31 protein-coding genes and 1 pseudogene are annotated in these 26,230 nt (G+C 59.9%); 17 read left to right on the forward strand and 15 right to left on the reverse strand.

From position 1 onward, the window contains the following. Window positions 1-87 precede the first annotated feature (87 nt). Window positions 88-942 carry a LysR family transcriptional regulator gene (locus tag PSFL_RS21550; RefSeq protein WP_397470470.1) on the forward strand — a complete coding sequence of 285 codons (855 nt, stop codon included), beginning with the start codon at window positions 88-90 and terminating at the stop codon, window positions 940-942. A gap of 13 nt (window positions 943-955) precedes the next feature. On the opposite strand, the gene PSFL_RS21555 is transcribed toward PSFL_RS21550, so the two are convergent. Genes PSFL_RS21555 through PSFL_RS21570 form a run of 4 tightly spaced genes read right to left on the reverse strand, consistent with a single transcriptional unit; the run spans window position 956 to window position 3,498 of the window. Further along, a complete protein-coding gene (locus tag PSFL_RS21555) occupies window positions 956-2,185 on the reverse strand; it encodes an RNA polymerase sigma factor (RefSeq protein ID WP_397470471.1) in 1,230 nt (409 codons plus the stop codon). Continuing rightward, the gene (locus PSFL_RS21560) at window positions 2,182-2,658 is read right to left on the reverse strand and encodes an SRPBCC family protein (RefSeq protein WP_057441942.1); all 477 of its coding nucleotides are present in this window, start codon (window positions 2,656-2,658) and stop codon (window positions 2,182-2,184) included. The genes PSFL_RS21555 and PSFL_RS21560 overlap by 4 nt, the downstream gene beginning before the upstream one ends. Before the next feature lie 32 nt (window positions 2,659-2,690). Then, window positions 2,691-3,035: a YciI family protein gene (locus tag PSFL_RS21565; RefSeq protein WP_057441944.1), complete on the reverse strand. Its 345-nt coding sequence runs from the start codon at window positions 3,033-3,035 to the stop codon at window positions 2,691-2,693. A gap of 43 nt (window positions 3,036-3,078) precedes the next feature. After that, window positions 3,079-3,498 (reverse strand): nuclear transport factor 2 family protein, encoded by a 420-nt coding sequence (locus PSFL_RS21570; protein WP_057960470.1) that lies wholly within the window; start codon window positions 3,496-3,498, stop codon window positions 3,079-3,081. Between the two features lie 148 nt (window positions 3,499-3,646). Here PSFL_RS21570 and PSFL_RS21575 point away from each other — a divergent pair, with 148 nt between their 5' ends. The 4 genes from PSFL_RS21575 to PSFL_RS21590 all read left to right on the forward strand — a co-directional run bounded on the left by PSFL_RS21575 (window position 3,647) and on the right by PSFL_RS21590 (window position 6,298). Continuing rightward, window positions 3,647-4,135 carry an N-acetyltransferase gene (locus PSFL_RS21575; RefSeq protein WP_057960471.1) on the forward strand — a complete coding sequence of 163 codons (489 nt, stop codon included), beginning with the start codon at window positions 3,647-3,649 and terminating at the stop codon, window positions 4,133-4,135. Window positions 4,136-4,205: 70 nt separating this feature from the next. Beyond that, window positions 4,206-4,460: a helix-turn-helix domain-containing protein gene (locus PSFL_RS21580; protein ID WP_170045752.1), complete on the forward strand. Its 255-nt coding sequence runs from the start codon at window positions 4,206-4,208 to the stop codon at window positions 4,458-4,460. Beyond that, window positions 4,453-5,661, forward strand: coding sequence for a type II toxin-antitoxin system HipA family toxin (locus PSFL_RS21585; RefSeq protein WP_397470472.1), 1,209 nt, complete (start codon window positions 4,453-4,455; stop codon window positions 5,659-5,661). The genes PSFL_RS21580 and PSFL_RS21585 overlap by 8 nt, the downstream gene beginning before the upstream one ends. 31 nt (window positions 5,662-5,692) lie before the next feature. Next, window positions 5,693-6,298, forward strand: a complete 606-nt coding sequence (locus PSFL_RS21590; protein ID WP_057960474.1) for a pyridoxamine 5'-phosphate oxidase family protein — start codon at window positions 5,693-5,695, stop codon at window positions 6,296-6,298. Between the two features lie 151 nt (window positions 6,299-6,449). Here the strand turns inward: PSFL_RS21590 and PSFL_RS21595 are convergent, their stop codons facing one another. Beyond that, window positions 6,450-6,932 carry a GyrI-like domain-containing protein gene (locus PSFL_RS21595; protein ID WP_057441956.1) on the reverse strand — a complete coding sequence of 161 codons (483 nt, stop codon included), beginning with the start codon at window positions 6,930-6,932 and terminating at the stop codon, window positions 6,450-6,452. 195 nt (window positions 6,933-7,127) lie between these two features. Between PSFL_RS21595 and alaC the strand changes: the two genes are divergently transcribed. After that, entirely contained in the window at window positions 7,128-8,339 is a 1,212-nt protein-coding gene (alaC, locus tag PSFL_RS21600) for an alanine transaminase (protein WP_029296464.1), read from the forward strand. Window positions 8,340-8,393: 54 nt separating this feature from the next. On the opposite strand, the gene PSFL_RS21605 is transcribed toward alaC, so the two are convergent. Beyond that, on the reverse strand, window positions 8,394-9,746 hold the full coding sequence (locus PSFL_RS21605; RefSeq protein ID WP_057960476.1) for a GntP family permease: 1,353 nt from the start codon (window positions 9,744-9,746) through the stop codon (window positions 8,394-8,396). 84 nt (window positions 9,747-9,830) lie between these two features. Beyond that, window positions 9,831-10,364, reverse strand: coding sequence for a gluconokinase (locus PSFL_RS21610; protein ID WP_057441958.1), 534 nt, complete (start codon window positions 10,362-10,364; stop codon window positions 9,831-9,833). 213 nt (window positions 10,365-10,577) lie between these two features. Here PSFL_RS21610 and PSFL_RS21615 point away from each other — a divergent pair, with 213 nt between their 5' ends. The 5 genes from PSFL_RS21615 (at window position 10,578) to PSFL_RS21635 (ending at window position 14,480) form a co-directional block, all read left to right on the forward strand. Then, entirely contained in the window at window positions 10,578-11,609 is a 1,032-nt protein-coding gene (locus PSFL_RS21615; RefSeq protein WP_162947806.1) for a LacI family DNA-binding transcriptional regulator, read from the forward strand. 337 nt (window positions 11,610-11,946) lie between these two features. Next, a complete protein-coding gene (locus PSFL_RS21620; protein WP_057960477.1) occupies window positions 11,947-12,270 on the forward strand; it encodes a DUF6124 family protein in 324 nt (107 codons plus the stop codon). A 179-nt stretch (window positions 12,271-12,449) separates the two neighbouring features. Beyond that, window positions 12,450-13,082, forward strand: coding sequence for a glutathione S-transferase family protein (locus PSFL_RS21625; protein ID WP_057439933.1), 633 nt, complete (start codon window positions 12,450-12,452; stop codon window positions 13,080-13,082). 10 nt (window positions 13,083-13,092) lie between these two features. Then, window positions 13,093-13,830, forward strand: coding sequence for an NAD-dependent epimerase/dehydratase family protein (locus PSFL_RS21630; RefSeq protein ID WP_397470473.1), 738 nt, complete (start codon window positions 13,093-13,095; stop codon window positions 13,828-13,830). 149 nt (window positions 13,831-13,979) lie between these two features. Continuing rightward, entirely contained in the window at window positions 13,980-14,480 is a 501-nt protein-coding gene (locus PSFL_RS21635; protein ID WP_169961340.1) for a hypothetical protein, read from the forward strand. Window positions 14,481-14,666: 186 nt separating this feature from the next. Here PSFL_RS21635 and PSFL_RS21640 read toward each other — a convergent pair whose 3' ends face one another. Then, window positions 14,667-15,239: a methyl-accepting chemotaxis protein gene (locus PSFL_RS21640; protein ID WP_397470523.1), complete on the reverse strand. Its 573-nt coding sequence runs from the start codon at window positions 15,237-15,239 to the stop codon at window positions 14,667-14,669. Continuing rightward, window positions 15,213-15,986, reverse strand: a pseudogene (locus tag PSFL_RS21645) (PAS domain-containing protein); the annotation flags it as partial. The pseudogene PSFL_RS21645 and the gene PSFL_RS21640, both read right to left, overlap by 27 nt. 704 nt (window positions 15,987-16,690) lie before the next feature. On the opposite strand from PSFL_RS21645, the gene PSFL_RS21650 reads away from it, so the two are divergent. Continuing rightward, window positions 16,691-17,107 carry a GNAT family N-acetyltransferase gene (locus tag PSFL_RS21650; RefSeq protein WP_273866093.1) on the forward strand — a complete coding sequence of 139 codons (417 nt, stop codon included), beginning with the start codon at window positions 16,691-16,693 and terminating at the stop codon, window positions 17,105-17,107. On the opposite strand, the gene def is transcribed toward PSFL_RS21650, so the two are convergent. The 3 genes from def to PSFL_RS21665 all read right to left on the reverse strand — a co-directional run bounded on the left by def (window position 17,104) and on the right by PSFL_RS21665 (window position 18,968). Beyond that, entirely contained in the window at window positions 17,104-17,643 is a 540-nt protein-coding gene (def, locus tag PSFL_RS21655; protein WP_029296447.1) for a peptide deformylase, read from the reverse strand. The genes PSFL_RS21650 and def overlap by 4 nt on opposite strands. Window positions 17,644-17,646: 3 nt before the next feature. Further along, window positions 17,647-18,600 carry a YihY/virulence factor BrkB family protein gene (locus PSFL_RS21660; protein WP_115128800.1) on the reverse strand — a complete coding sequence of 318 codons (954 nt, stop codon included), beginning with the start codon at window positions 18,598-18,600 and terminating at the stop codon, window positions 17,647-17,649. Between the two features lie 176 nt (window positions 18,601-18,776). Beyond that, on the reverse strand, window positions 18,777-18,968 hold the full coding sequence (locus tag PSFL_RS21665; protein ID WP_057439941.1) for a CsbD family protein: 192 nt from the start codon (window positions 18,966-18,968) through the stop codon (window positions 18,777-18,779). Between the two features lie 199 nt (window positions 18,969-19,167). Here PSFL_RS21665 and PSFL_RS21670 point away from each other — a divergent pair, with 199 nt between their 5' ends. After that, window positions 19,168-19,545, forward strand: coding sequence for a hypothetical protein (locus tag PSFL_RS21670; RefSeq protein WP_057439943.1), 378 nt, complete (start codon window positions 19,168-19,170; stop codon window positions 19,543-19,545). A 195-nt stretch (window positions 19,546-19,740) separates the two neighbouring features. Here the strand turns inward: PSFL_RS21670 and fadD1 are convergent, their stop codons facing one another. Both fadD1 and fadD2 read right to left on the reverse strand, forming a co-directional pair. Then, entirely contained in the window at window positions 19,741-21,432 is a 1,692-nt protein-coding gene (gene fadD1, locus PSFL_RS21675; RefSeq protein ID WP_057439947.1) for a long-chain-fatty-acid--CoA ligase FadD1, read from the reverse strand. Window positions 21,433-21,746: 314 nt separating this feature from the next. Further along, window positions 21,747-23,435, reverse strand: a complete 1,689-nt coding sequence (gene fadD2 / locus PSFL_RS21680; protein WP_057439948.1) for a long-chain-fatty-acid--CoA ligase FadD2 — start codon at window positions 23,433-23,435, stop codon at window positions 21,747-21,749. Between the two features lie 210 nt (window positions 23,436-23,645). Between fadD2 and PSFL_RS21685 the strand changes: the two genes are divergently transcribed. From PSFL_RS21685 to PSFL_RS21695, 3 genes are all read left to right on the forward strand, one after another. Continuing rightward, a complete protein-coding gene (locus PSFL_RS21685; RefSeq protein WP_169961339.1) occupies window positions 23,646-24,590 on the forward strand; it encodes an alpha/beta hydrolase in 945 nt (314 codons plus the stop codon). Window positions 24,591-24,658: 68 nt separating this feature from the next. Continuing rightward, on the forward strand, window positions 24,659-25,129 hold the full coding sequence (locus PSFL_RS21690; protein WP_032862565.1) for a MaoC family dehydratase: 471 nt from the start codon (window positions 24,659-24,661) through the stop codon (window positions 25,127-25,129). A gap of 87 nt (window positions 25,130-25,216) precedes the next feature. Further along, window positions 25,217-25,363, forward strand: coding sequence for a 4Fe-4S binding protein (locus tag PSFL_RS21695; protein WP_397470524.1), 147 nt, complete (start codon window positions 25,217-25,219; stop codon window positions 25,361-25,363). On the opposite strand, the gene PSFL_RS21700 is transcribed toward PSFL_RS21695, so the two are convergent. Then, on the reverse strand, window positions 25,315-25,782 hold the full coding sequence (locus tag PSFL_RS21700; protein WP_057439949.1) for a PA2169 family four-helix-bundle protein: 468 nt from the start codon (window positions 25,780-25,782) through the stop codon (window positions 25,315-25,317). The two genes, PSFL_RS21695 and PSFL_RS21700, sit on opposite strands and share 49 nt — an antisense overlap. A gap of 206 nt (window positions 25,783-25,988) precedes the next feature. Here PSFL_RS21700 and PSFL_RS21705 point away from each other — a divergent pair, with 206 nt between their 5' ends. Beyond that, entirely contained in the window at window positions 25,989-26,225 is a 237-nt protein-coding gene (locus tag PSFL_RS21705) for a DUF3820 family protein (protein WP_008056784.1), read from the forward strand. Window positions 26,226-26,230 lie beyond the last annotated feature (5 nt).

Below are 26,230 nucleotides of genomic sequence, written 5' to 3' on the forward strand. Positions count from 1 at the left end.
CCTTGCTCTGTGAATGTCGAGGGTTGCCATCATCACTCCCACACTCGATACTTCATAATCAATAACCATCGACCAAGGCGATAGATGATGGCCTCTCATGAAGTGTTGCAAGCGTTTGTGCAGGCGGCGACCCAAGGCTCGTTTTCGGCAGCGGCACGCAAGCTGGGCAAGAGCCAATCGACCGTCAGCGCCGCGGTGGCCAGCCTGGAGATTGATCTGGACGTGGTGCTGTTCGACCGCAGCAGTCGCAAACCCACCCTGACCCCGGCCGGGCATGTCCTGCTGCAACGCGCCGAGCAGGTGCTGGAGGCCAGCAGCCGCCTGGAGCTTGCCGCCAGCCAGTTGTCCCAGGGGCTGGAACCCAAGCTCAGTATTGCCATGTCCGACACCTATCAGTCGGGACGTTTTGAAACGCTGCTCAGCGCCCTTGAGCAGCGTTATCCGGACCTGGAGCTGGAGTGGCTGATTGCCGAATGCGAAGACCTTATCGCCTTGGTCCAAAGCGGGCGGGCGCAGCTCGCGTTTATCGAGGCGCAGGAGGTCTACCCGCCAGACCTGACCCATGCCACCGTCGAAGAGCGCGCGCAACTTGCGCTGTTTGTATCGCCGCGGCATGCACTGGCCGGCCTTGAGGGCATCAACCAGCAAACCCTGGAACAACACCGGGAGCTGCGCCTGGCAAGCATCATCAGTCCCAACGAAAACCGGCCGAGCGGCCGTGTATGGTCCGCCCCCAGCTTTTTGATGCTGATGGAAATGGCCATCCTCGGTTTTGGCTGGGCCCCCTTGCCGCGCTGGCTGGTGGAGCGTTTTGCCAATGGCCAGCTGGTGGAGCTCAAGGCACGCGGCTGGCCACGTTCGGTGGCGGTGGATGCCTTGTGGTCACGACAACAGCCGCCGGGCCCGGCCGGCAGTTGGTTGCTGCAAAAGATGCTTGAGTAACCTCAGCCGGCGCCTACAAAGGGCTATCGGTGCAGGTTGCCAGGCGTCGTTCGATAAAGCGTTTTTCCGGGGCCTGCTGGGTCAGGCCCAGGGCTGTTTCATACGCCTGGCGCGCCTCTTTCATCCGCCCCAGTTGCCGACAGAACTCCCCCCGTGCCGAATGCGCCAGGTGGTAATCCCGTAACTCGCCACGCGCCAGGATCCCCTCGACTTGCTGCAACCCCGCCAACGGCCCATCGCGCATGGCCAGGGCAACGGCGCGGTTGAGCTCGATCACCGGCGACGGCAGCATCCGCAGCAGCACGTCATACAGGCCGACAATCTGTGGCCAGTCGGTCTGCGCCGCACTCGGGGCCTCGGCGTGTACCGCGGCAATCGCCGCTTGCAGGCAGTAAGGCCCGAAACGCCGGGTGGCCAGGGCCTGCTCTACCAACCCACAGCCCTGGGCAATCAGCGCTGCATCCCACAGCGTGCGGTCCTGCTCGTCCAGCAGCACCAGCTCAGCAGCGGCAGAAAGCCGGGCCGGGCGCCGGGACTCATGGAGCAGCATCAACGCCAGCAGGCCCATGACTTCCGGCTCCGGCAGCAACTCCAGGAGCAGGTGGCCCAGGCGGATGGCCTCGCGGGTCAAGTCGTCATGGGTCAGGTCAGCGCCCATGGACGCCGAATAGCCCTCGTTGAACACCAGGTAAATCACCCGCAATACGCTGTCCAGGCGCTCGGGCAACTCCGCCAGGGACGGCACCTGGTAGGGAATCCTGGCCTCGCGGATCTTGCCCTTGGCCCGCACGATGCGCTGGGCGATGGTGGCCGGCGTGACCAGGAAGGCCCGGGCAATTTCCTCGGTGGTGAGGTCACAAATCTCACGCAGGGTAAGCGGCACTTGCGCATCCGCCGCCAGCGCCGGATGGCAGCAGGTAAAGATCAGGCGCAGGCGGTCGTCTTCCACGTCTTCGGCACTCCAGTCAGCCGCTTCCAGCGTATCGGCCTGCTCCTGCAACAACGGGGTGAAACGGGCCTGGCGACGCAAGCGGTCGATGGCCTTGAAACGCCCGGCAGACACCAGCCACGCTCGGGGATTGTCGGGCACACCGTCCTGCTGCCAGCGTTCGACCGCGACGAAGAACGCCTCGTGCAGGGCTTCTTCGGCGAGGTCGAAATCCCCCAGCAGGCGAATCAACGTCGCCAGGATGCGCCGCGACTCACTGCGGTAGACCGCCTCGACTTGGGCCTTGACGGTCAATCGGGCATGCCCGTGGTCACCAGGGTCACCAGCCGGTCCAGGCTCTCGCCCCAGCCCTGATGAAAACCCATGGCTTCGTGGGCTTGTTTATCGGCTTCGCTCCAGTGCATGGCGCGGGCGGTGTAGCGGGTCTTGCCAGCCACCTCCTCGAAGGTCACTTCGGCGCTCATAAACGGCTTGCCCGAGGGGATCCAACCCGGCAGGAACGCATCGGTAAACACCAGGCGGCGCGGCGCGTCGATCTCCAGGAACACGCCCTGGGTCGGATACTCACTGCCGTCCGGCGCGCGCATCAGGGTGCGAAACAGGCCACCGACCCACAGGTTCATTTCGCACTCGGGCGTGGTCATGCCGTGGGGGCCCCACCATTGTTGCAAAAGCGCAGGCTCGGTCCAGGCGCGGAACACCCGGCTGGGCGGGGCGTCGATCACCCGGCTGATGGACAGTTCAAATGCAGCAGGTTGAGTGTTCATGGTTAAACCTCCTGAGTTTTATAAGTGTTGAGTCAGAGATTCAAATCACGCACGGGGCGCACTTCCACGCTGCCGACCCGCGCCGCCGGAATGCCGCCGGCCACCTGCAGCGCCTCATTCAAGTCCTTGGCTTCGATCAGGTAGAAGCCGGCAAGCTGCTCCTTGGTTTCGGCAAACGGCCCATCGGTGATCGACAACTTGCCGTTACGCATGCGCACGGTGGTGGCCGTGCTCACCGGCTGCAGGGCCTCGGCCGCAAGCATGCGGCCACTGCCGTGGACCGCCTCGGCGTAGGCGTGGCATTCCGGGTCCTTGGGGCTGTCGGGCAGGCTGTGCAGCAAAGCTTCGGCGCTGTAGACCAGGCACAGGTATTTCATGGCGTTCTCCGTTTTTCGGACTAATGACTATAGTTCGCGGCACTCACGGTTCCAGGTCGAACAGACCGGCGCCGGTTTCCATATCGAACGGTGCGGACCAATGCTCGTGCACCACCTTCCACTGGCCGTTGATTCGCTGGTAGCCGGCGCTGACCCGCATCCAGCAGGTTTTCAGCACGCCATCGGGCCCGGTGCCGCCGCAGTGGGCGAGCCAGTGGGCAAAGGCGCTGTCATCGGCGGCGACGATATGCAGTTCATGAAAGTCGAAAACACCGGGGCCCGGGCAAAACTCCATGCAGGCCTGCCAATGGGCACGGTAGGCCGCCTTGCCTTTGAACTGCAGGGCATTGACGGCGTCGAACGCGACGATATCGTCGGCGTAAAAGCTGACAATCTGCTCGACATCCTTGGCGACCACCGCTTGTTTCCATTGCTCGATCAGGGTGTTGATTGCGTTGCTCATGGCGATACTCCTCGGGGTGGAAAATCACAGAAGACACCCTTGGTCGAATGGGCCGCCTGCCAATCGACAAGCCTACAAAAAATAATTTCGCCAAGGGCAAAGCCGCTAGAATTTGCGACTTCCCTGTAGGACTTCGGATATCTGCTCGATGGAAACCCGCCTCGCGCCCTATGAGACGCTGACCGCTGCACAGCAACAGCAACTCGCCAGCCTCGAAGTCCACCCCGAGCAACTGGCCTATAGCGGCGATATCGACTGCGCGCTGAACAGCCTGCTGGTCAACCCCAACCCCGGCATCAAGGGCTTTGCCTTGCTGGCCGACGAAATCCCCGTGGCCTTCCTGCTGCTCAAGCGCCCGCCCTGCCTGCCCCATTGGGCCGACGAACACAGCGCCACACTGCATGCCCTGCAAGTCGATCGCCACCAACAGGGCCGCGGCTTGGGCAAAGCCTGCCTGCAAGCCCTGCCCGCTGCCGCCCGCCTGGCCTGGCCACAGATCACGGCGTTGGAGTTGTCGGTGGACAGCGACAATGTGGCGGCAATGGGCTTGTATTTGCAGCAGGGCTGGGTAGACCGGGGCGAGGCGTATAAGGGGCGGGTGGGTTATGAGCGGCGGTTGGCCCTGACACTCGGTTGATATCAGCGTTGACAACCCTAAAATGTAACGTATATATAACTTTAAAATACCAATGTAACGGTAACGCGACATGGATCCTGCACTTCTGAGCCAGAGAATCGGCAACCAGGTTCGCTCGATGCGCCTCAGCCGTGGCCATACCCAAGCACAGCTGGCAAAGCTGGCCGGTACGACGCGGCAAAAACTGATCGAGATTGAGCACGGCAGCTTGTCGGTGGCGATGAATGCCTACGCACGGGTTTTTGCAGCCTTGGGCAGTGAGGTCAAACTGGTCCCCGTCTCCATGCCAACGCTGGAGGAAGTGGAGGATTTGTTCAATGAGTAGCTACAAACTGCAGGTCCGTACGCCCGAAGGCGCAAGTGGCAGCGTGTTCGTCGGCACTGAGCACTACCACTTTCGCTACGCTGATGATGCCCTGGAGCAGAGTGCAATCAGCCTGCTGATGCCAGTGCGGGCCGAGGAGTATCGACGGCATGAACTGCACCCGATCTTTCAAATGAACCTGCCCGAAGGTTATGTACTGGAGCAACTGAAAAACCGTCTGGCGAAGACCGTCAAGGTAGATCCGATGCTGTTGTTGGCCCTGTCAGGCAGCAGCGCACCTATCGGCCGCGTCTTCACCTCGTCCGCGCAAGTCAACCAACTGATTGAGCGCAACAGCCCCGTGTCGTACGGTGAGCGTCTGGATGAAATCCTCGCCTGGGATGGTGCCGAGGATTTGTTTACCCATCTGGTCGATCGCTACATCCTTCGCGCCGGCATTTCCGGGGTACAGCCTAAGGTATTGGTACCCGAAATCCCGCTGATACCGGAACAGAAATTCACATCGAAAACCAACGATCTGATCATCAAGAGCGGGCGCGACGAGTTTCCAGGCCTGGCGATCAACGAATACCTGTGTATGTCGATTGCAAGGGAGGCAGGTATCCCCGTGCCACCCTTCTACTTGTCACAGAACCACAAGCTTTTCATCATGCGCCGCTTTGATCGGGACGAAAAATTCAACCCCCTGGGCTTTGAAGACATGACCACATTGATGGGCCTGTCCGCCGAGCAGAAATACAGCAAGAGCTACAACATGATTGCCAAGGCTGTTCGCCTCTTTTGTGCAATCGAACATGAACGCAGCTCCCTGGAGCAGTTGTTCGATAGCGTTGCGCTGAGCTGTATCGTCGGCAATGGTGATGCCCATCTGAAAAATTTTGGCTTGCTCTACAGCGATCCACTCAAACGTGACGCCCGTCTTGCACCCGCTTATGATATCGCCAATACCACCGCCTATATTCCCGAAGATGCCCTGGCTCTGGACCTGGACGGCAACCGCTCATTCTTTGCGTCACGCTTGGGAATCCTTGAGTTTGCCAAGACCTGCAGCATAGAAAACGCCGAGGAGCGCATCCGGGCTCTGCTGCAGACCCTTGAAGTGGTGCTCGCACGTGAAGACGATTATTGTCGGCAAGCACCCCACGTTGCTCAGGCCATCCGGCAATCAGCGCAGGGCTACCAACGCAGCTTTGGCGGATAATCGCCAGCGCTCCCTGGGCAAGGAGACCCACATGCTAACCACCCTGGACCAACTCGAAACCCTCTACGGCCTGCCCCAGGAGCGTGCCCTGCGCAAGGAAATCGCGTTTCTCAATGAGGATTACCAGGCGATGGTCAAAGCCTCGCCGCTGGTGATTGTCAGTTCTTCAGGCGCCGATGGCCTCGACGGCTCGCCTCGGGGCGATGTGCCGGGGTTTGTGCGGATCATTGATGAGCGCACGCTGGCGATCCCCGATCGGCCGGGCAATAACCGCCTCGATACCTTGCGTAACCTGTTGGTGGATCCGCGGATTGCCTTGCTGTTCATCATTCCGGGGATCGGTGAGACGTTGCGGGTCAACGGGCGGGCGCAGATATCCATCGAACCTGAGTTGCTGCAGAGCTTTGCGGTCAACGGCAAGCCGGCGCGGTCGGTGATTGTGGTGCAGGTAGAGGCGGCGTATTTCCACTGCTCGAAAGCTTTTGTGCGCTCCGATTGCTGGAACCCGGACAAGCATGTGGAGCGTTCGACACTGCCGTCAGCGGGGGCTTTTCACAAGCGTTTGAATGATGGGCAGTTTGATGCCGAGGCCTACGACCGGGAAATGCCGGAGCGGGTCAAGGCCACGTTGTATTGAGGCACTGGCCGGCTCGGGCGCCCTTGAGATCGCCATCGCGGGCAAGCCCGCTCCCACAGGTAATTGCGCCGTACCTGGCTTTGAGTAACCCCCCAATACAAATGTGGGAGCTGGCTTGCCTGCGATGGCGGTGGATCAGGCGATGTACAGGTTATGCGGACTTTTCGACAGGCAGCCAGATTTCCACGGTACCGGTGCCCTTATCCACATCGAAGTCGGCGCTGTAGCGCTCCAGATCCGGCCCGGCGACCTTGTACCCCGACGTCGGCAACCACTCGTACATAATCCGCTCATAGGTCTGCGACAGCGCATACACCGGCCCGTAGTGCGCGAAGACCGCATAATGATTGGCCGGCACTTCAATGGATTGAAAGTTGCCCGGCACATCACTTTTGGCTGGCACTTCGACCCCGGCGATGTAATCAAACTCTTCCTGGGTGGCGTTGTAGCAAACGCCGTAGGTCACGCCGCCCATGCGCTTTTTGATGTCCTTGATGCAGCTGTCGAACAACTCCCAAAGCTTCGGAATGTCCCCCAGCGTGGCCTTGCCGTAATGACCGCCGACCCCGGCAATGACCATCGCCCTGCCCTCTTCCATGCGGGGTTCCAGGGGTAACGTTACCTGTTGGTTCATCTGCACAATCTCCATTGATAAATGACCAAAACCATACTGAGTATAGGGGCATAGTCATCCAACACTCCAGGCCGAAAATTTTCCGGCGCCATCTGGACAACCTACCCTCATCGCCCGTATTGTCTGCCCCGCAGGCCACCGCAGTGGCCGACGTCGCTCGGACGGTTCCGGGCGCTTACGTATTCCGAGGCAACAATGGCAGACCAAGGTTCGCCGCGCCGCTTTGCGCGCATAGATCGACTCCCCCCTTATGTTTTCAATATCACTGCCGAGCTGAAGATGGCTGCGCGTCGGCGCGGCGAAGACATCATCGACTTGAGCATGGGTAACCCCGACGGCCCGACTCCACCGCATATCGTGGAAAAACTGGTGACCGTCGCCCAGCGCGAAGACACCCACGGCTACTCCACCTCCAAAGGCATCCCGCGCCTGCGCCGCGCCATTTCGCGCTGGTACAAGGACCGCTATGAGGTGGATATCGACCCGGAAACCGAGGCCATCGTGACCATCGGCTCCAAGGAAGGCCTGGCGCACCTGATGCTGGCCACCCTGGACCAGGGCGATACCGTTCTGGTACCCAACCCCAGCTACCCGATTCACATCTACGGTGCGGTGATTGCCGGCGCCCAGGTGCGCTCGGTGCCGCTGATTCCCGGCGTGGACTTCTTTGCCGAGCTGGAGCGGGCGATCCGCGGTTCGATCCCCAAGCCGAAGATGATGATCCTCGGCTTCCCGTCCAACCCGACCGCGCAGTGCGTGGAGCTGGACTTCTTCGAACGGGTGATCGCCCTGGCCAAGCAGTACGACGTGCTGGTGATCCACGACCTGGCCTACGCCGATATCGTCTACGACGGCTGGAAAGCCCCGTCGATCATGCAGGTACCGGGGGCCAAGGACATTGCGGTGGAGTTTTTCACCTTGTCCAAGAGCTACAACATGGCCGGCTGGCGCATCGGTTTTATGGTGGGTAACGCGGAACTGGTCAACGCCCTGGCGCGCATCAAGAGCTACCACGACTACGGCACCTTCACCCCGCTGCAAGTGGCGGCGATTGCCGCGCTGGAAGGCGACCAGCAATGTGTGAAAGACATTGCCGAGCAGTACCGCCAGCGCCGCAATGTGCTGGTCAAGGGCCTGCATGAACTGGGCTGGATGGTAGAGAATCCGAAGGCGTCGATGTATGTCTGGGCAAAAATTCCCGAGGCGTATGCCGCCATGGGCTCGCTGGAATTTGCCAAGAAGCTGCTGCTCGAAGCCAAGGTGTGTGTGTCGCCGGGGATCGGCTTTGGCGAGTATGGCGATGACCATGTGCGCTTTGCGCTGATCGAGAACCAGGACCGCATTCGCCAGGCGGTACGCGGGATACGGGCAATGTTCCGGGCCGATGGCCTGGTCACCAAAGCCTGACCGAGTGATCGTTCCCACGCTCTGCGTGGGAACGATCAGTCACCCCAGGTTGGGTTACACCACCAACGACAGCAACATGATAAAGCCCAGCGCCACGATGGACAGGATGGTCTCCATCGCCGTCCACGTCTTGAACGTCTCGGCCACGGTCATGTTGAAGTACTGCTTGACCAGCCAGAACCCTGCATCGTTGACGTGCGACAGAATCAACGACCCCGCCCCCGTCGCCAGCACCAGCAATTCCAGGTTGACCCCCGGCACCATCCCCACCACCGGCACCACAATGCCTGCGCCAGTAATGGTGGCCACGGTCGCCGAACCCGTGGCAATCCGAATCACCGCGGCTACCAGCCAGGCCAGCAGGATCGGGTTGATCTGCGCCGTCACCGCCATATGGCCGATCACGTCACCCACACCGCTGGTCACCAGCATCTGCTTGAAGCCACCACCGGCACCGATGATCAGGATGATCGCGGCGGTCGGCGCAAGGCTCGCATCCAGCAGCTTGAGGATCTGTTTGGAATGGATGCCCTGGCGATGGCCAAAGGTGTACAGCGACAGCAGCAACGCCAAGAGCAAGGCACTGATCGGGTGGCCGATCATGTCCATCCAGTTACGCACGATGTGCCCGTCTGGCAGGGCAATGTCAGCGAAGGTTTTCAGCAGCATCAGGAACACCGGCAGCAGCACGGTGATCAGGGTGATGCTGAAGCTCGGCAGGTTTTTTGCGTCGGACTCGCGGGCCAGTTGGTCCACCAGTTCCTGGGACGGGTTGCCGGGGATGTACTTGGCAATGAACGTCCCGAAGATCGGCCCGGCAATGATGGCGGTCGGCAAGGCGACGATCAGGCCGTAAAGAATGGTCTTGCCGATATCCGCGCCAAACACGCCGATGGCCAGCAACGGCCCCGGATGCGGCGGCACCAGGCCGTGCACCGCCGACAGGCCGGCGAGCAACGGGATGCCGATCTTGATCAGCGACACACCGGTGCGCCGCGCAACGATAAACACCAGCGGGATCAGCAATACAAAACCGATCTCGAAGAACAGTGGGATGCCCACCAGGAAGGCCGCGAACATCATCGCCCACTGCACCTTTTCCTTGCCGAAGGCGCGGATCAGGGTCTGGGCGATCTGATCGGCACCGCCGGATTCGGCCATCATCTTGCCGAGCATCGTACCCAGCGCCAGGATAATCCCGACAAACCCGAGCACCCCGCCAAAACCGTCCTGGAAGGCCTTGATGATCTTGTCCACGGGCATGCCCGAGGTCAGGCCGAGAAAGCCTGCGGCGATAATCAGCGCAATAAAGGGGTGGACCTTGAACCGGGTGATCAACACGATCAGCCCGATGATAGTGACCACTGCATCAAGCAGCAGGTAAGACTCGTGGGACATGCCAAACATGGGGGTCGTCTCCTGTTTGTTGTTGTTATTAAAGCGGGTGTTGAATTTCGTGCCGTCGGATAGCGCTATCTTTCGGGCAAAAAATCATCGGGAAGGTTCAAAACCGTGGGTCAGCCACCACGCGTGGGTCTGCGCGGCCAACGCCTCGATGCTGTCTTTACTGGCGTTGAGGGCCAGGGTCAGCGGCTCGCCAATGGGCGATTCGAGGGTGGCGAACTGGCTGTCGATCAGGCTGGCCGGCATGAAATGGCCGGGGCGATGGGACACGCGGTCGGCGGCCACTTCGCGGGTCAGTTCGAGGAAGACAAACCCCAGGCCCGGCGCGGCTTCGCGCAGGTGATCGCGGTATTTTTTCTTCAAGGCCGAACAGGTGAGCACCGGATGCTCGCCGGCCTTGAGCGCACGACGCAACTCATCGCAGAGGATGTCGAGCCAGCCGGCGCGGTCGTCGTCGTTCAGGGGATGGCCTGCGCTCATCTTTTCGATATTGGCAGCCGGGTGAAAGCTGTCGCCTTCAATGGCGGTGGCGCCGTTCAACAGGCACAGGGCCTCGCTGACACTGGACTTGCCACATCCGGAAACACCCATGATGACCAGGGCAGTAACAGGTTGACTCATGAAACACCTCAGGACGCAGATAGCGCTACCTTTGCACGCCCTAAGGCTAGTGCAAAAACAGGCTTTTCCCGCGCCTAATTGTCATTTTTATGGAGTGACGCGTGCATCCTCTGCCACCGCTTGCACCAGGATCAGGCAACCCTTTGCGCAAGTATTTGCAGGCTTTTGGAGACAGCGCTACCTTAGTGCCTCGATTTTTGTTTGGCAAGCCGCCTGATGACCTCCAAGAACGATAAAAATACCCGCACCACGGGTCGCCCTACCCTTAACGAAGTCGCGCGCCTGGCCGGCGTCAGCCCGATTACCGCCTCCCGGGCCCTGCGCGGGATCAGCACCGTGGCCACCGAACTGGTGGAAAAAGTGCAGAAAGCCGCTGCCGAGCTGAACTACGTGGTCAACCCGGCCGCCCGCGCCCTGGCCTCCGCCCGCAGCCAGTCGGTGGTGGTGCTGGTGCCCTCGCTGTCCAACCTGCTGTTTATCGAAACCCTCGAAGCCATTCATCAGGTACTACGGCCCAAGGGCTTCGAAGTGCTGATCGGCAACACCCACTATTCCCGGGACGAAGAAGAAAACCTGTTGCGCAACTACATGGCCTATCAGCCACGGGGCCTGCTGCTGACCGGCTTTGACCGCACCGAAAGCGCCCGGCGCATGGTGGAGTCGAGCAATGTGCCCTGCGTGTACATGATGGACCTGGACCCGACGGCCGGGGTCAACTGCGTCGGTTTCTCGCAGATCAGTGCCGGCGAAACCGCAGCAGCGCACCTGATCTCCCGGGGCCGCAAACGCCTGGCCTATGTCGGCGCGCAACTGGACCAGCGTACGCTGCTGCGCGGTGAAGGCTTCCGCCGTGGCCTGCAACAGGCCGGTTTGTATGACCCGACCCTCGAACTGCTGACCCCGCGCCCCTCGTCGGTGGGCCTGGGTGGCGAGTTGTTCCTGCAACTGCTGGCCAGCCATCCGGATGTGGACGCGATCTTCTTCGGCAACGACGACCTGGCCCAGGGTGCACTGCTCGAAGCCCTGCGCCACGGGATCAAGGTGCCGCAGCAAGTGGCGGTACTGGGCTTCAACGACCTGCCCGCCTCCAGCTTCATGGTGCCGCGCCTGAGCAGCATCAGCACCCCACGCGAAGCCATTGGCCGACGCGCGGCAGAGCATTTGCTGACGGTGATGGCCGGCAACAAAATCGCCCGGCCGGTGGTGGATATGGGGTTTGAGTTGAAGGTACGCGAGAGCAGCTAGGCATTGGCTGTAGGAATGGGCTGACTGTGCGGCCACGCCTTGCTCCGTTACCTACGGTTGCGTCAGAATCCGCCGGCTTGTGCGCCTGGGTGGGGCTCTCTAAGGTGGCTCGGTCGCTGAATGTCTCGGTGATCGGGTTTAGTAGCCCGAACCTCCCACAAAACGTGCAAGAGCTTCATCAATCGGATGCAACTGTCCGTGCTTGATGGTGGCTGTGCGCAGGGCGCCCTCGTGGTGCGCCGGGTTTTGTGGGATCTACCGGTCTACTAACCTGCGTGCAGCCGCCACCCTTTCGTTTAGTAGCGATCAGGTGGTGGCCCCGTTAGAGATCCTGTATATGTTCAAAATAACTCCAAATCCCCCGCTTCATGACGCAAAACTCAACCTGGCCGCCCACCGCGCCATTGATCACTACCTCAATCCCCCAACCGCCCCCGCGCCCGAACCTTCCACTCTGTTCACCGTCACTTCCGGCGCCAGCAGCGAAAGCCTGATTGCCAACAGCTATGAAACCCTATCCTCGGTCACCACATTACTGCTGGACCTGTCCGAAGACCTGACCGGCAAAGACCGCGACAGGGCCCTGGCGATTCACCAGTTGAGCGAGTTGGGCGTGTTGCTGATGGGCACGTTGATGGACCAGCAAACACTGCACAACTAAAGCCCAGACGCGATCCAAAAGGTGGGAGCTGGCTTGCCTGCGATGGCGGTGTGTCAGCCACCCAAGATAATGACTGGCACACCGCCATCGCAGACAAGCCAGCTCCCACATTTTTTACCGTGCCCACTTGGCCCCTGCTAAATTGGCCAACGCCAACTCACACCTGCCAGGGAAGCACCATGGGACACGCGCTGAAAATCTTGGGTCGCACTTCGTCCATCAACGTACGAAAAGTCCTGTGGACCTGCCAGGAACTGAACATCCCCTACGAGCGCGAAGACTGGGGCATCGGCTTCACCCCCACCCAATCACCCGCCTTCCTCGCCCTGAACCCCAATGCCCAGGTGCCGGTGATCATTGACGACAACGGCGTGCTCTGGGAATCCAACACCATCTGCCGCTACCTGGTGGGCCTGCACCAGCGCCATGACTTGCTGCCCGCCGCCCCCGCGCCTCGCGCCAGGGTCGAGCAATGGATGGACTGGCAAGCCACCGAACTCAACCCCTCCTGGGGCTATGCCTTCCACGCCCTGGTGCGCCAGAACCCGGACTTCCAGGACCCACAGCGCATTGCTGCCGGCGTGCGCGGTTGGAACGACAAGATGGGATTGCTGGAGCAGCAGTTGATCAAGACCGGCGCCTATGTGGCCGGTGACAGCTTCAGCCTCGCCGATATCCTGGTCGGCCTGTCGGTGCACCGCTGGCGGATGACGCCCATGGAGCGCCCTCGCTACCCGGCTGTCGATGCGTACTACGCCCTGCTCAGCCAGCGCCCAGGTTTCCAGGCCTTTGCCCTCGACGGTCACAACTAAGGATTACACGATGAAAGGACTCAACGTACTGCTCACCGGCGCCTGCGGCAGGATCGGCAAGACATTTTTCGAAGCGTCGAAAGATCGCTACCGCTTTACCCTCACCGACCGCGTCGCACCGGGCTTCGCCCTCGACGGCCATCGCTTCGTGCAGGCCGACTTGAGTGACAGAACGGCCCTCACCGCACTGCTCGACGGCATCGACGTGGTTGTGCACCTGTCGGGCATTCCCCACGCCAGCGCCACCTTCGACGAACTGCTCCCCAACAATATCCTCGCCACCACCTATCTGTTCGAGGCCGCCGTGGCCGCCAACGTCAAGCGCCTGGTCTTCGCCAGCAGCGCCCAGACCATCGAAGGCTACCCGGTGGATCGGCAAATCACCCCGGGCATGCCGGTGCTGCCGGCCAACCTGTATGGCGTGAGCAAATGCTACGGCGAAGCGCTGTGCGGGTATTACGCAGCCAAAACCCCACTCTCCACCATCGCATTACGCATTGGCGCGTTTGAATTTGCCGAAACCCACGAACTGAACAACGCCCGCGACCTCAGCGCCTGGCTCAGCCCTCGGGATGCCGTGCAGTTGTTGCAGCGCTCGGTGGAGGCCGAGGGGGTCAAGCACCTGATCGCCCATGGCATTTCCAATAACCGCTTCAAGCGCCTGGACTTGAGCGAGACCACACGGGTTCTGGGGTATCAGCCGCAGGACGATGCTTTCCAGGTCTTCGAGATTCCCATTACCTACTGAAGGCAATGGCCGCCGACGGCAAACATTGGCCGTCGGCAACCCGCCTCTTGCCTCGGTATTGCCCTCACAGCCAATGAATACGGGGTTTTAGTTCCCGGCACGCTAATTGCTAAACCCTATGGACCGTTCAAAACCACAGGTGCCCGATCATGTTGGTCAATACCCAAGTCTCGTCCGTGATCCAACAGTCCAAACGCCCCGACCTGGACCCGGCCAACGCCGCCGCCAGCGCGCTGTACAGCGGCGTGATGCAAAACGTGCAGAACGCTGCCGCCGCGACCCAGGTACAGGCCACGCAAAAGGCCACCGACACCACGGCCAGCAACGTGGATGCGGCGTTTGCCAAGACCCGCCTGCAGTTGCAGGCAACACCGCCGACCAGCACCACACCGGCCACCGCGAGCAGCACCCAGGCCCGGACAGAGTTCACCGACTACATGGCCAAGACGCCGGCCGAGCGCATTCGCGATCAGATCCTCAAGGAAAAGGGCCTGACCGAAGAAGAAGTGAAAGCGATGCCTATCGAACAGCAGAATGCCATTGCCCTGGAAGTGACTGAGCGCCTGAAGATGCAGGCGGCGCAGCAGTTCGCCGAGAAGACCGCTGACCCGCAGATCAAGGCCGTGAAAGATACCCTGGCTGCCATCTGATATCACCCGCCACTGCCGCTCTGCGCGGGTTGAGCCTGGCAACCCACTCTCCCGTTGACCTGTGGCGAGCGGGCTTGCTGTGGCGAGGGAGCTTGCTCCCGTTGGACTGCGTAGCAGTCCCATTTCAGGGCCGCTTCACGCCCCAACGGGAGCAAGCTCCCTCACCACAGAGTGGGCACGGTCCCGTTACTGCAACTGCAGGGTGGAGTTGAACTGGCCGATAGCATCCACCACATGCCGCGAGCCCTCCTGGATCTCCAGGATCACCTGCCCCGCTTCATTGGCCAACTCCACCCCCAGCCCGGTACGGCTCAGGCTCGACTGCATGCTCGATACCGCGCTCAGGGACAAGTCGTGGTTTTTGCGCACCACGTCGACAATCTCAATCGTCGCCTGGCTGGTACGCGCGGCCAGGCTGCGCACCTCGTCCGCCACCACCGCAAACCCACGCCCGTGCTCACCGGCGCGTGCAGCTTCAATGGCCGCGTTAAGCGCCAACAGGTTGGTTTGATCGGCAATACCGCGAATGGTCTGCACGATGGTGCCGATAATGTCCGACTGCTTGCTCACCGCGTCGATACTCAGCGCCGCCTGATTCAGGTCGCGGGAAATTTCTTCGATGATCTGCACCGTCTGCTGCACCACTTCCGACCCCTTACGGGCGCAGGCGTCGTTCTGCACCGAGGTGGCGTGGGCCGAATCGGCAGCGGTCCGCAACGTGGTGACCTGGTGGGTGATATCACTGGCGAACTTCACCACCTTGTACAGGCGGCCATTGGCATCGAAGATCGGGTTGTAGGAGGCTTCCAGAAACAGCGTCTGGCCATACTTGTTGCGCCGTTCAAAACGATGGGAGTGAAATTCACCCCGGTTGAGCGACGCCCAGAACGCCTTGTAAGTCGGTGACTCCACCTCGGCGCGGTCACAGAACATGCTGTGGTGCTGGCCAACGATTTCACCGAGGGAATATTGCACCGTCTTCAGGAAGTTCTGGTTGGCATTGAGGATCTGCCCCTGGGGCGTGAACTCGATGACCGCCATGGAGCGGCCGATGGCGTCAATCAGGCTCTGGTTTTCATGTTCGCGGTGGATCCGTTCGGAAATGTCCGACGCCACCTTGATCACGCTCTGCACCTGGTCATCCGGACCGAACACCGGCATGTAGCTGGCCTCCAGCCACACTTCCTCGCCGCTCTTGGTCAAGCGCATGAACGTGTCGCTGATGGGCTCGCCCTGGGCCAGGTCGCGCCACAGCTTGGCGTAGGCGTCGCTGCGGTAGTAGGACTCTTCACAGAAGATTCGGTGGTGTTTGCCACGTACTTCCTCGGCGCTGTAACCCATTGTCTTACAGAAGTTTTCGTTGGCATCCAGGACTATGCCGTCGCGATCAAACTCGATCATCGCCATGGAGCGGCTGATCGCCGCCAGCTTGGCCTGGGCCTGGGTCAACGCGCAGGAAAAACGTTCGATTTGCAACAGGTCGGATTTGTGGTGCAGGTTAAACATGGTCGGATCACCTTCAGCGCTGTCTTTGAATGACGGTTAGTTCTTGGATTTGACCCAGCACAACTTTCCACAAAACAGGCAAACGCAATCGTCCAGAGACAGGACAAGTGTCAGGCGATAGATAAATGATGACTAATCGGAGAGTCCATGGGGCAACACTCGCTTCAAGGCATCCTTTTCTTGATGACCCTCTCTGGGGCCTGCTTCAACCGACACACGCAAGTCCATTTAACTTAAGGCTCCATTTTTCCCGGCGCGTTGAGGTACGCGCTCGCTATGCCAAAAACCACCCAGAACGCTTCATATGGCAAGCGACATAAGTGGTTATGGGTGAGCATAGACAGGGCTTGGCACTCTGCAAGGCCATTAATCAGCCAGCATTGGTAAATAGAGGTTGGAGGGGCGTGCGAGGGGGATATCAGGATGTATCTTGCCGTGTAGAAGCGAGCTCGCTCGCTCCTACAGTGAAGGGCTTAGTGACCGAACAGGCCTGTCTCAGTTTTCTTGGCTTTTTTGTCCGCGCGTTTTTCATCGGCGGTCTTTGCCGGTTTTTTCTTCGCGGCTTTCTTTGAATCCATACCTTTGGCCATGATGCATGCTCCACTAACAGAGGAAGTAAGCATGGGTATAACACCTATTGCCCAACAGAAGGCGCTTTGCCCGACTTATAATCCCCAGCCCTTGATCACGCTTGTCCAAATACCATGCCCGAGTTGCACATTGATCTACTGGCAGAGCCCCTGTGGCCGTTGCTGAACAAGTTCTACCGCCGCCATAACTCGCCGATGAAGGCCCTCAAGGGCGGCCAGTTGTGGGTCGCGCGCAACAGCGAGGTCGTCGCCGGCCTGTGCCTGAGCCCCGTGGTCGGCGGTCAGTGGCTGACCGGGCTGTTTGTCGATCCGGCATTACGCGGGCAAGGGCTGGCGGCGCGGCTGATCGCTGAAGCGATTGCGCCTGTCGAAGGCACGGTGTGGCTACTGTGCCACCCCGACCTGGAAGGGTTTTATACAGCCCAGGGCTTCAGCCAGCAGACCGTGTTGCCGCAGTCGCTGGCAGAGCGCCTGGTGCGCTATAAACGCAACAAGCCGATGATTGCCATGGGCCTGTGCCGCCAGGGTTAAGCGTCGGCGGCGGGATCCAGCTCCGGAAACATCACCTCGATAAACCCGAATTTGCTGAAGTCTGTGATCCGCGACGGGTACAGGCGACCGATCAGGTGGTCGCATTCATGCTGCACCACCCGCGCATGGAAGCCATCGGCAATCCGCACAATCGGCTCGCCCTTGGGGTCAAAACCCTCGTAGCGAATCTGCTGGTAGCGATCCACCGCACCGCGCAGGCCTGGCACCGACAGGCAGCCTTCGTAACCCTCCTCCAACACCGGGCTCAGCGGGGTAATCAACGGGTTGATCAGGATGGTCTGGGGCACCGCCGGGGCATCCGGGTAGCGCTCGCTGCTCTCGAAGCCGAAGATCACCAGTTGCAAGTCGACACCAATCTGCGGCGCGGCCAGGCCAACGCCACCCACGTGTTCCATGGTCTGGAACATGTCGTCGATCAGTTGCCACAGCTCGGGGCTGTCGAACATTTCCGGGGGCACCGGGGGCGCGATACGCAGCAGGCGTTCGTCGCCCATTTTCAGGATTTCACGAATCATCGATCAACTTTCATCAGAGGTGGGTTTGGGCAGCGAATGGTCCCGGCCAAGGCCCGAGACATGCTGTTTTTGATCAGGGTGGTGTTCGCCAAAGTCTTTTTCGCCCGGGTCTTTGCCTTCGGCAGACATGTGCTCGATCACCGCGTTCATCTCCGCGCCCAGCAGTAATACGGCGGCGGAAATATAGAAGTACAACAGCAGGACAATGATCGCGCCGATGCTGCCGTACATGGCGTTGTAGTCGGCGAAGGTTTTCACGTAATAGCCAAAGCCCAGGGAAGCCACGATCCAGACCACCACCGCCAGCACCGAGCCTGGCGTGATAAAGCGAAATTTCTGCTTCACGTCCGGCATCACGTAGTACATCAAGGCCACGGCGAACATCAGCAGGATCACAATCAACGGCCAGCGCAGGATGGTCCACAGGGTAACGACGAACTCCTGCATGCCAATCTGCCCGGCCAGCCACTCCATCACTTGCGGCCCCAGGACCATCAACGCGGCGGCGGCCAGCAACATACCAGCGATACCCACGGTGTAGAGAATCGACAGCGGGAAACGTTTCCAGATCGGCCGGCCTTCCACCACGTCGTAGGCGGCGTTCATCGCGCTCATCATCAGGCGCACGCCCGCCGAGGCGGTCCACAGCGCGATGACGATACCCACCGACAACAGCCCACCCTTGGATTGCTGCAATTGGTCAATCACCGGGTTGACCTGCTCCAGGGCCTGGGGCGGCAACACCAGCTCCGATTGCAGGCGCAACCAGCTGAAGAAGTCCGGCAGGTGCAGGAAACCAATCAGGGCAATCAGGAACAGCAGGAAGGGAAACAATGAAAACAGCATCTGGTAGGCCAGTGCCGAGGCGTAGGTGGGCATCTCGTCGTCGATGAACTCTGTGACGGTGCGCATCAATACGCGGTGCAGCGGCAGATCTTTTAATACCGGAAAAATCATAGCGTCTCCTTTCGCCGCAAAAAGGTTGAGTTCGTGGGCGACTCAGGGGCCGTTTTCTACATCAAGGTAGCCTATTTGGCGACCTTGAAACAATTTCGAAACTTTAATCCGCCGGTTTGACATAAAAACGGCCATCCGTGGATGACCGTTATGCTGCGTGTTGGCAGGCGGGTGAATCAGGCTTTGTCGACCGTATTCTTTACCGCGTCCTTGACCTTGCCGATCGCTTGCTGGGCTTCGCCCTTCTTCTCTTGGATCTTGCCTTCGGCCTCAAGCTGGGTGTTGTCAGTGGCTTTGCCGACACCTTGTTTGATATTGCCAATGGCTTCGTTCGCTAAACCTTTTGCCTTATCCGCTGTGCTGCCCATGGTATTTCTCCGTAAGAACAATCAAGGGTTTTGGTCATTACCTAAAGATTGACCCTGGGCGTTTGCGTAGAGTTTCAATTATTTGCGTCAGGCATTTCATCACCCCGTACAGGTTTGGCTTTATGTTTTGCGGCCAACCCACGAGAATGCCCGGCAGATTCAGGCTCAACCGCTGAATAACAGATCCCGTAGGAAGGTTATGAAACTCAATAAATCACAGGCCATCGCCCGCAGAAACCTGGAACTGGGCGGTGCCGTGCTCGGTGTCAACAACTGCCACTTCACCGACCTGGACCGCAAGCGCAACATCTGGTGGTTCGACCTGCCGGTGGCGCGCATCGCCATTGGCCAGTACGAGTGGATTCATTTGTTGATGCACAACGCCGAAACCGATCAGCTGCTGCACCTGAAAGTACCGACCGTGTACCTGCGTGAGAAGCTTGAAGGGTTGGTGGTACGCAATGCAGGCAAGCGCAAGCCGGAGATTACCCTGGAGCTGAGCGCAGACAAGGACTCGTTCCTGAAGGATGTACGCCCGGCAGGCGCTGGCGTGAGCTTCGCGCAGTTCGCCCTGTAAACACCCGATCGGAAATGTGGGGGCTGACAGGACGCCATCGCGGGCAAGCCCGCTCCCACAGGGGTTGTGTGCTACAGGAGTTTTGAGTGCGGCCCAGGACAAATGGCTTGTCGGGTCGCCGCATCGCGGCGACAGCGGTGGGTCAGTCGACACTCAGCGCCCAATAAAAAGCCCCGCATTCGCGGGGCTTTTTGTTTACTTCTTCAGGCCCAGTTTCTTCATCTCTTCATCGCGCAACTCACGACGCAGGATCTTGCCCACGTTGGTGGTCGGCAGTGCTTCGCGGAACTCGACAGCCTTCGGCACTTTGTAGCCGGTGACGTTGGCGCGCATATGCTCCATCACCTGCTCCTTGGTCAGTGTCGCGCCTGGCTTGACCACGATGAACAGCTTGATGTGCTCGCCCGATTTCTCGTCCGGTACACCAATGGCCGCGCATTGCAGCACGCCCGGCAGGCTTGCCAGCACGTCTTCCAGCTCGTTGGGGTAGACGTTGAAACCGGAGACCAGAATCATGTCCTTCTTGCGATCAACGATGCGCATGTAGCCGTCTGGCTGGATGATCGCGATATCGCCGGTCTTCAGCCAGCCTTGGCTGTCGAGCACTTCGGCGGTGGCGTCTTCACGCTGCCAGTAGCCCTTCATCACTTGCGGGCCCTTGACGCACAGCTCGCCGATTTCGCCCAGGGGCAACTCGACGCCCTCATCCGAGATGACTTTGCACAGGGTCGAGGGCACCGGGATGCCGATGGTGCCGATCTGGATATTCTGGATCGGGTTGACCGTGGCCACCGGGCTGGTTTCGGTCATGCCGTAACCTTCACAGATATTGCAGCCGGTCACGGCCTTCCAACGCTCGGCCGCCGCCAGTTGCAATGCCATGCCACCCGACAGCGTGACCTTGAGCCCCGAGAAGTCCAGCTTGCGGAAGCCTTCGTTGTTGCACAGGGCCACGAACAGGGTGTTCAGGCCGACAAAGCCGCTGAACTTCCACTTCGACAACTCCTTGACCATCGCCGGCAGGTCGCGCGGGTTGCTGATCAGGATGTTGTGGTTGCCGATCAGCATCATCGCCATGCAATGAAAGGTGAAGGCATAGATGTGGTACAGCGGCAGCGGCGTGATCAGGATCTCGCAGCCTTCGTTGAGGTTGGAGCCCATCAGCGCCTTGCACTGCAGCATGTTGGCGACCAGGTTGCGATGGGTCAGCATTGCGCCCTTGGCCACGCCGGTGGTGCCGCCGGTGTATTGCAGTACGGCGACGTCTTCGCTGGCCGGGCTGGCGTCGGTGACCGGCTGGCCATGCCCCTTGGCCAGGACGTCGTTGAACTTGATCGCCTGGGGCAAGTGATAGGCCGGGACCATCTTCTTCACGTACTTGATGACGCTGTTGATCAGCAACCGCTTGAGCGGCGGCAACAGGTCAGCCACTTCGGTGACGATCACGTGCTTGACGCCAGTCTTGGGCACGACTTTTTCTGCCAGGTGCGCCATGTTGGCCAGGCAGATCAGGGCTTTGGCCCCGGAGTCGTTGAACTGGTGTTCCATCTCCCGCGCGGTGTACAGCGGGTTGGTGTTGACCACGATCAGGCCGGCGCGGATAGCGCCAAACACGGCGACCGGATACTGCAGGAGGTTGGGCAATTGCACGGCGATTCGATCACCGGGCTGCAAGTCGGTATGCTGTTGCAGGTACGCGGCAAAGGCACCGGACAATTCGTACAACTCACCGTAGGTGATTGTCTTGCCCAGGTTGCTGAAAGCCGGTTTGTCGGCGAAGCGTTGGCAGGACTGTTTCAGTACCGCCTGAATATTTTGATACTCGTCTGGATTGATGTCTGCAGCAATCCCGGCGGGGTACTTATCCTTCCAAAAGTCTTCGATCATGGAAGCCCACTCCTCAGCGACGCGAATTCATTCACCGCATTTGATGCGATTATTATTTGTGTGTTTTTAGGTGATTCCGGCTGTTTCAAGCAGGCCGAGAGGTCACAAAGCGCGCCGAGAGTAGCAGCTTTGCCAAGGGCCGCCTAGAGCCAAAAGAGGCCCCTACAGTCATAAACATGACTCAAGAATATGCAGTAGTCATTTTTAGAGCAAAGATTCTATAACCTGCGAAACCGCTCTACTTTAAGGGTGTACACCGTAAATGTGGGAGCTGGCTTGCCAGCTCCCACATTTGAATCGCATTTCAATTCAGGTCAGGCGATATCGCGAAGCTCTCTGCGCAGGATCTTGCCTACCGGCGTCATCGGCAGCGAGTCGCGCAACACAATGTGCTTGGGCACTTTGTAGCCGGTGAAGTTGGCCTTGCAGTAAGTCTTCAGCTCCTCAAGGCTGACACCCTGGGCCCGCGCCACCACGAACAGTTTCACCGCCTCGCCGGTACGCTCGTCAGGCACGCCGATCACCGCGCAGTTGGCAACGTTCGGGTGGGCCATCACCACGTCTTCGATCTCGTTGGGGTACACATTGAAGCCCGAGACGATGATCAGGTCTTTCTTGCGGTCGACAATGCGCACAAAACCGTCGGGGTCGATCACCGCAATATCGCCAGTCTTGAGCCAGCCCTCGGCGTCCAGGGTCTCGGCAGTGGCCGCCGGTTGCTGCCAGTAGCCCTTCATGACCTGCGGGCCCTTGATGCACAACTCGCCCCGCTCGCCCATCGGCAACTCGACGCCGGCGTCATCAATAACCTTCATCGCCGTGCCCGGCACTGGAATACCCACGGTGCCCAGGCGCGATTGATCACCGTAGGGGTTGGTGCTGGCCACTGGCGACGTCTCAGTCAGGCCGTAGCCTTCACCGATGGAACAGCCGGTGATCTGCTTCCAGCGCTCGGCGGTGGCCTTGACCAGGGCGGTACCGCCGGAGTTGGTGATCTTCAGGTGGGAGAAGTCCAGGGTCTTGAAATCCGGGTGCTCCATCAAGGCGACAAACAGTGTGTTGAGCCCCAGCAACCCGGTAAACCGCCACTTCTTCAATTCCTTGATAAAGCCGCCGATGTCCCGTGGATTGGTGATCAGCACGTTGTGGTTGCCGGTGACCATCATGCACATGCAGTTCGCCGTAAAGGCATAGATGTGATACAGCGGCAGCGGCGCAATCATTACCTCCTGCCCTTCCTTGACCAGCGGATGCCCGTCTTCACGCAGCTGTGACATGCACGCCCGCACCTGCTGCATGTTGGCTACCAGGTTGCCGTGGGTGAGCATCGCGCCCTTGGCCAGGCCGGTGGTGCCGCCGGTGTATTGCAGCACGGCGATGTCATCGAGGGTTATCGGGTGGCGGGTCACGGCCAGGCCCGCGCCCATGCGCAACGCGCGCTTGAACGACACCGCCCGGGGCAGGCTGTAGGCCGGGACCATCTTCTTCACTTTGTCGACCACGGTGTTGATCAGCCAGCCCTTCGCGGCGGGCATGAAGTCGCCCATCTTCGCTTCGATCAGGTACTCGATCTCGGTGTCAGCCGCCACTTCCTGGACCCTGGAACCAAACAGGTTGAGATAGACCAGCGCACGAATGCCCGCATCCTTGAACTGATGGCGCATCTCCCGCGGGGTGTACAACGGGTTGGTGTTGACCACCACCAGCCCGGCGCGCAAGGCGCCGAACACGGCAATCGGGTAATGCAGGACGTTGGGCATCTGCACCGCAATACGGTCGCCCGGCTTGAGATCGGTGTGGTGTTGCAGGTAGCCGGCGAACGCCGCACTCTGGCGCTCCAGGTCGGCGTAGGTCAGGGTGATCCCCATGTTGCTGAATGCCGGACGGTCGGCAAAGGCTTTGCAGGAACGCTCGAAGACTTCGATTACTGACTTGTACGCCGACAGGTCAAGCTCGTTGGGAACGCCTGTTGCGCGTTTGTCATTCCAGAAATCAGGTTGCATTATTCTTGTCCTCTTACCCGAGTGTGCCCGACCGCTTCCGGCTGTTTAAGGGAAGCGGAGCTTCGGGGACGTTAGCAGCTATGGCCAAACAGGCAAATACACTAAAACGTGTCATTGATTGTATGAATCTTGCCCCTGAGGCCGCGGGTGATCAGACGCCGGCCCTCGGATGAGCTATACACTGCAACGACCCTGAGCAAAGGAAGCGCCATGAACCACACCACTTTCTGGCTGACCGCGAACGACCGCAGCCGCCTGTACGTCAACCAGTGGCTACCGGACGGCACGCCCACGGCGCTGGTGATGCTGGCCCATGGCATGGCCGAGCACAGCGGCCGCTATGCGCGCCTGGCCCAGGCCCTGTGTGATGCCGGCTACGGCGTGTACGCCCCGGACCTGCGCGGCCATGGCCGTACCGCCGATGAAGGCACCCTGGGCCTGTTTGCCGAGCGCGATGGCTGGAACAAAGTGGTAGGTGACCTGGCCGCGCTCAACCAGCACATCGGCCAGCAAGCCCCCGGTGTGCCGATCCTCCTGCTGGGCCATAGCATGGGCAGCTATATCGCCCAGGCCTATCTGTTGCATCACAGTGCCAGCCTGCACGGGGCGATTCTCAGTGGGTCGAACTTCCAGCCGGTGGCCCTGTACCGCGCCGCCCGCCTGATCGCCCGGGCCGAACGCCTGCGCCAGGGCCTCAGGGGCCGCAGCGCACTGATCGAGTTTCTGTCGTTTGGCTCGTTCAACAAGGCCTTCAAGCCCAACCGCACGGCGTTTGACTGGCTGAGCCGCGACCCGGACGAAGTGGACAAGTACGTCAACGACCCCCTGTGCGGCTTTCGTTGCACCAACCAGCTATGGATCGACCTGCTGGGTGGCTTGCAGCAAATCAGCAAAGCGTCCAATCTCAAACAGATTGATCCGGGCCTGCCGATTTTGGTGATGGGCGGCGAATGTGATCCGGTCAGTGAAGGCAAGCGTCTCACCAGCCTGGCCAACGCATTGCGCGATGCCGGCTGCCAGAACCTGCACGTGAACATCTACCCGCAGGCGCGCCACGAACTCTTCAATGAAACCAACCGCGATGCGGTCACCGCTGATGTGCTGGCCTGGATGGCCCAGGCCGTGAACCATCGCCGGCCGGCGCGCTGCGAGTGAACGCATAAATATTTTCGTTTAAAATCAACGAATTAAGATTACCGATTAGCCACAGGATGCAGGATCAGATGACCCAGGTTACCAACACTCCGTACGAAGCCCTCGAAGTTGGCCAGAAAGCCACCTACAGCAAAACCGTAGAAGAGCGCGATATCCAGCTGTTCGCGGCAATGTCCGGCGACCATAACCCGGTGCACCTGGATGCCGAATTCGCCAAGGCGACCATGTTCAAGGAGCGGATCGCCCACGGCATGTTCAGCGGCGCCTTGATCAGCGCGGCAGTCGCTTGTGAGCTGCCTGGGCCGGGCACCATCTATATCGGTCAGCAGATGAGCTTCCAGAAGCCGGTGAAAATCGGCGACACCTTGACCGTACGTCTGGAAATCCTCGAGAAGCTGCCCAAGTTCCGCGTGCGGATTGCCACCCAGGTGTTCAACCAGCGTGATGAGTTGGTGGTGGATGGCGAAGCCGAGATCCTCGCGCCACGCAAACAGCAGGTTGTGACCTTGACCGAGTTGCCGGCGATCAGCATCGGCTGACCAGGCATGTGAAATAAAAAATGTGGGAGCGGGCTTGCCCGCGATGGCGTCATTTCAGTCGATACATACATCGACTGATCAACCGCTATCGCAGGCAAGCCAGCTCCCACATTTGTATCGGGGTACGGCGCAATTACCAGTGGGAGCAGGTTTGCCTGCTCCCACATTTGTTACCTCGGCGCAGCTCAGGACTGGGCGCGAGCCTGGTTACGCAGGGCTTTCACCTGGTCGTGATTGCGTTGCGCACCATGATACTGGCGCTCAACCAGGTCACGAATACCGACCAGGTTGTGCTTGTTGATTTTCTCGATGGCCTCTTTGTAAGCCTTCAGTGCGTGGTCTTCACCGCGCTCGGCTTCGTTGAGTACCGCTTCTTCGTCCTTGCCGGTGACCATCGACTTCACGTCGACCCAGCCACGGTGCAGTGCGCCGGCCACGCTGCCGGAATCTTCCGGATCGCCACCCAAGGCCCGCACCGCCGTTTGCAGTTCGGCAGCCGCCGACGCGCAGTCTGCGGAACGCTTGATGAACAGCGCCTTGAGCTCAGGGTGCTTGATGTCTTCTGCGCAGGTCTTGAAGCCTTCCTGGCCGTCTTTGCTGGTTTCGATCAGGTCATTGAGTACGGAGATCGACTCTTTGTTGATATCAGTCATTTTTCAATTCCTTCGCGGGTTTAGAAAGGTATTGAGGTAGTTGCAGCGCCCGTGCCAGGTCTTGAATCAATATTTATTCCTTATTTTTCAACATGTTATAAATAACCCTCAAATCTGTATCCGCTTTATTTGCATGATCTGTCATTTGGCCTTCATGCAGAATGCCTGTATTTTCCAAGGCATCCTCCTGATTGCCTGAAGCCCGTATGAACCCCGAAAAACTCGAACTGCTGATCACCCGCCAAATGCCGTTCGGCAAGTACAAGGGCCGGATCATTGCCGACCTGCCCGGCCCGTACCTGAACTGGTTTGCCCGCGAAGGTTTTCCCCACGGCGAGCTGGGCGGTTTGCTGGCCTTGATGCAGGAAATCGACCACAACGGCCTGTCCGAACTGCTGGAACCGCTACGCGCCAAACACGGTAAACCCGCCCCGCGCCACTAACCGAG

This window comes from Pseudomonas sp. DD1, from assembly GCF_044510355.1.
Taxonomy (GTDB): domain Bacteria; phylum Pseudomonadota; class Gammaproteobacteria; order Pseudomonadales; family Pseudomonadaceae; genus Aquipseudomonas; species Aquipseudomonas shahriarae.

What these genes read in the sequence shown, in the direction of transcription:
- PSFL_RS21605 (WP_057960476.1), bottom strand. Translation starts at nt 9,746, where the DNA reads ATGTTTGGCATGTCCCACGAGTCTTACCTGCTGCTTGATGCAGTGGTC.
- PSFL_RS21660 (WP_115128800.1), bottom strand. Translation starts at nt 18,600, where the DNA reads ATGATTTTTCCGGTATTAAAAGATCTGCCGCTGCACCGCGTATTGATG.
- PSFL_RS21585 (WP_397470472.1), top strand. Translation starts at nt 4,453, where the DNA reads ATGAGTAGCTACAAACTGCAGGTCCGTACGCCCGAAGGCGCAAGTGGC.
- fadD1 (WP_057439947.1), bottom strand. Translation starts at nt 21,432, where the DNA reads ATGATCGAAGACTTTTGGAAGGATAAGTACCCCGCCGGGATTGCTGCA.
- PSFL_RS21700 (WP_057439949.1), bottom strand. Translation starts at nt 25,782, where the DNA reads ATGACTGATATCAACAAAGAGTCGATCTCCGTACTCAATGACCTGATC.
- PSFL_RS21575 (WP_057960471.1), top strand. Translation starts at nt 3,647, where the DNA reads ATGGAAACCCGCCTCGCGCCCTATGAGACGCTGACCGCTGCACAGCAA.
- PSFL_RS21665 (WP_057439941.1), bottom strand. Translation starts at nt 18,968, where the DNA reads ATGGGCAGCACAGCGGATAAGGCAAAAGGTTTAGCGAACGAAGCCATT.
- PSFL_RS21565 (WP_057441944.1), bottom strand. Translation starts at nt 3,035, where the DNA reads ATGAAATACCTGTGCCTGGTCTACAGCGCCGAAGCTTTGCTGCACAGC.
- PSFL_RS21560 (WP_057441942.1), bottom strand. Translation starts at nt 2,658, where the DNA reads ATGAACACTCAACCTGCTGCATTTGAACTGTCCATCAGCCGGGTGATC.
- PSFL_RS21630 (WP_397470473.1), top strand. Translation starts at nt 13,093, where the DNA reads ATGAAAGGACTCAACGTACTGCTCACCGGCGCCTGCGGCAGGATCGGC.
- PSFL_RS21620 (WP_057960477.1), top strand. Translation starts at nt 11,947, where the DNA reads ATGTTCAAAATAACTCCAAATCCCCCGCTTCATGACGCAAAACTCAAC.
- PSFL_RS21650 (WP_273866093.1), top strand. Translation starts at nt 16,691, where the DNA reads ATGCCCGAGTTGCACATTGATCTACTGGCAGAGCCCCTGTGGCCGTTG.
- alaC (WP_029296464.1), top strand. Translation starts at nt 7,128, where the DNA reads ATGGCAGACCAAGGTTCGCCGCGCCGCTTTGCGCGCATAGATCGACTC.
- PSFL_RS21625 (WP_057439933.1), top strand. Translation starts at nt 12,450, where the DNA reads ATGGGACACGCGCTGAAAATCTTGGGTCGCACTTCGTCCATCAACGTA.
- PSFL_RS21590 (WP_057960474.1), top strand. Translation starts at nt 5,693, where the DNA reads ATGCTAACCACCCTGGACCAACTCGAAACCCTCTACGGCCTGCCCCAG.
- def (WP_029296447.1), bottom strand. Translation starts at nt 17,643, where the DNA reads ATGATTCGTGAAATCCTGAAAATGGGCGACGAACGCCTGCTGCGTATC.
- fadD2 (WP_057439948.1), bottom strand. Translation starts at nt 23,435, where the DNA reads ATGCAACCTGATTTCTGGAATGACAAACGCGCAACAGGCGTTCCCAAC.
- PSFL_RS21580 (WP_170045752.1), top strand. Translation starts at nt 4,206, where the DNA reads ATGGATCCTGCACTTCTGAGCCAGAGAATCGGCAACCAGGTTCGCTCG.
- PSFL_RS21685 (WP_169961339.1), top strand. Translation starts at nt 23,646, where the DNA reads ATGAACCACACCACTTTCTGGCTGACCGCGAACGACCGCAGCCGCCTG.
- PSFL_RS21595 (WP_057441956.1), bottom strand. Translation starts at nt 6,932, where the DNA reads ATGAACCAACAGGTAACGTTACCCCTGGAACCCCGCATGGAAGAGGGC.
- PSFL_RS21635 (WP_169961340.1), top strand. Translation starts at nt 13,980, where the DNA reads ATGTTGGTCAATACCCAAGTCTCGTCCGTGATCCAACAGTCCAAACGC.
- PSFL_RS21610 (WP_057441958.1), bottom strand. Translation starts at nt 10,364, where the DNA reads ATGAGTCAACCTGTTACTGCCCTGGTCATCATGGGTGTTTCCGGATGT.
- PSFL_RS21705 (WP_008056784.1), top strand. Translation starts at nt 25,989, where the DNA reads ATGAACCCCGAAAAACTCGAACTGCTGATCACCCGCCAAATGCCGTTC.
- PSFL_RS21690 (WP_032862565.1), top strand. Translation starts at nt 24,659, where the DNA reads ATGACCCAGGTTACCAACACTCCGTACGAAGCCCTCGAAGTTGGCCAG.
- PSFL_RS21570 (WP_057960470.1), bottom strand. Translation starts at nt 3,498, where the DNA reads ATGAGCAACGCAATCAACACCCTGATCGAGCAATGGAAACAAGCGGTG.
- PSFL_RS21670 (WP_057439943.1), top strand. Translation starts at nt 19,168, where the DNA reads ATGAAACTCAATAAATCACAGGCCATCGCCCGCAGAAACCTGGAACTG.
- PSFL_RS21550 (WP_397470470.1), top strand. Translation starts at nt 88, where the DNA reads ATGGCCTCTCATGAAGTGTTGCAAGCGTTTGTGCAGGCGGCGACCCAA.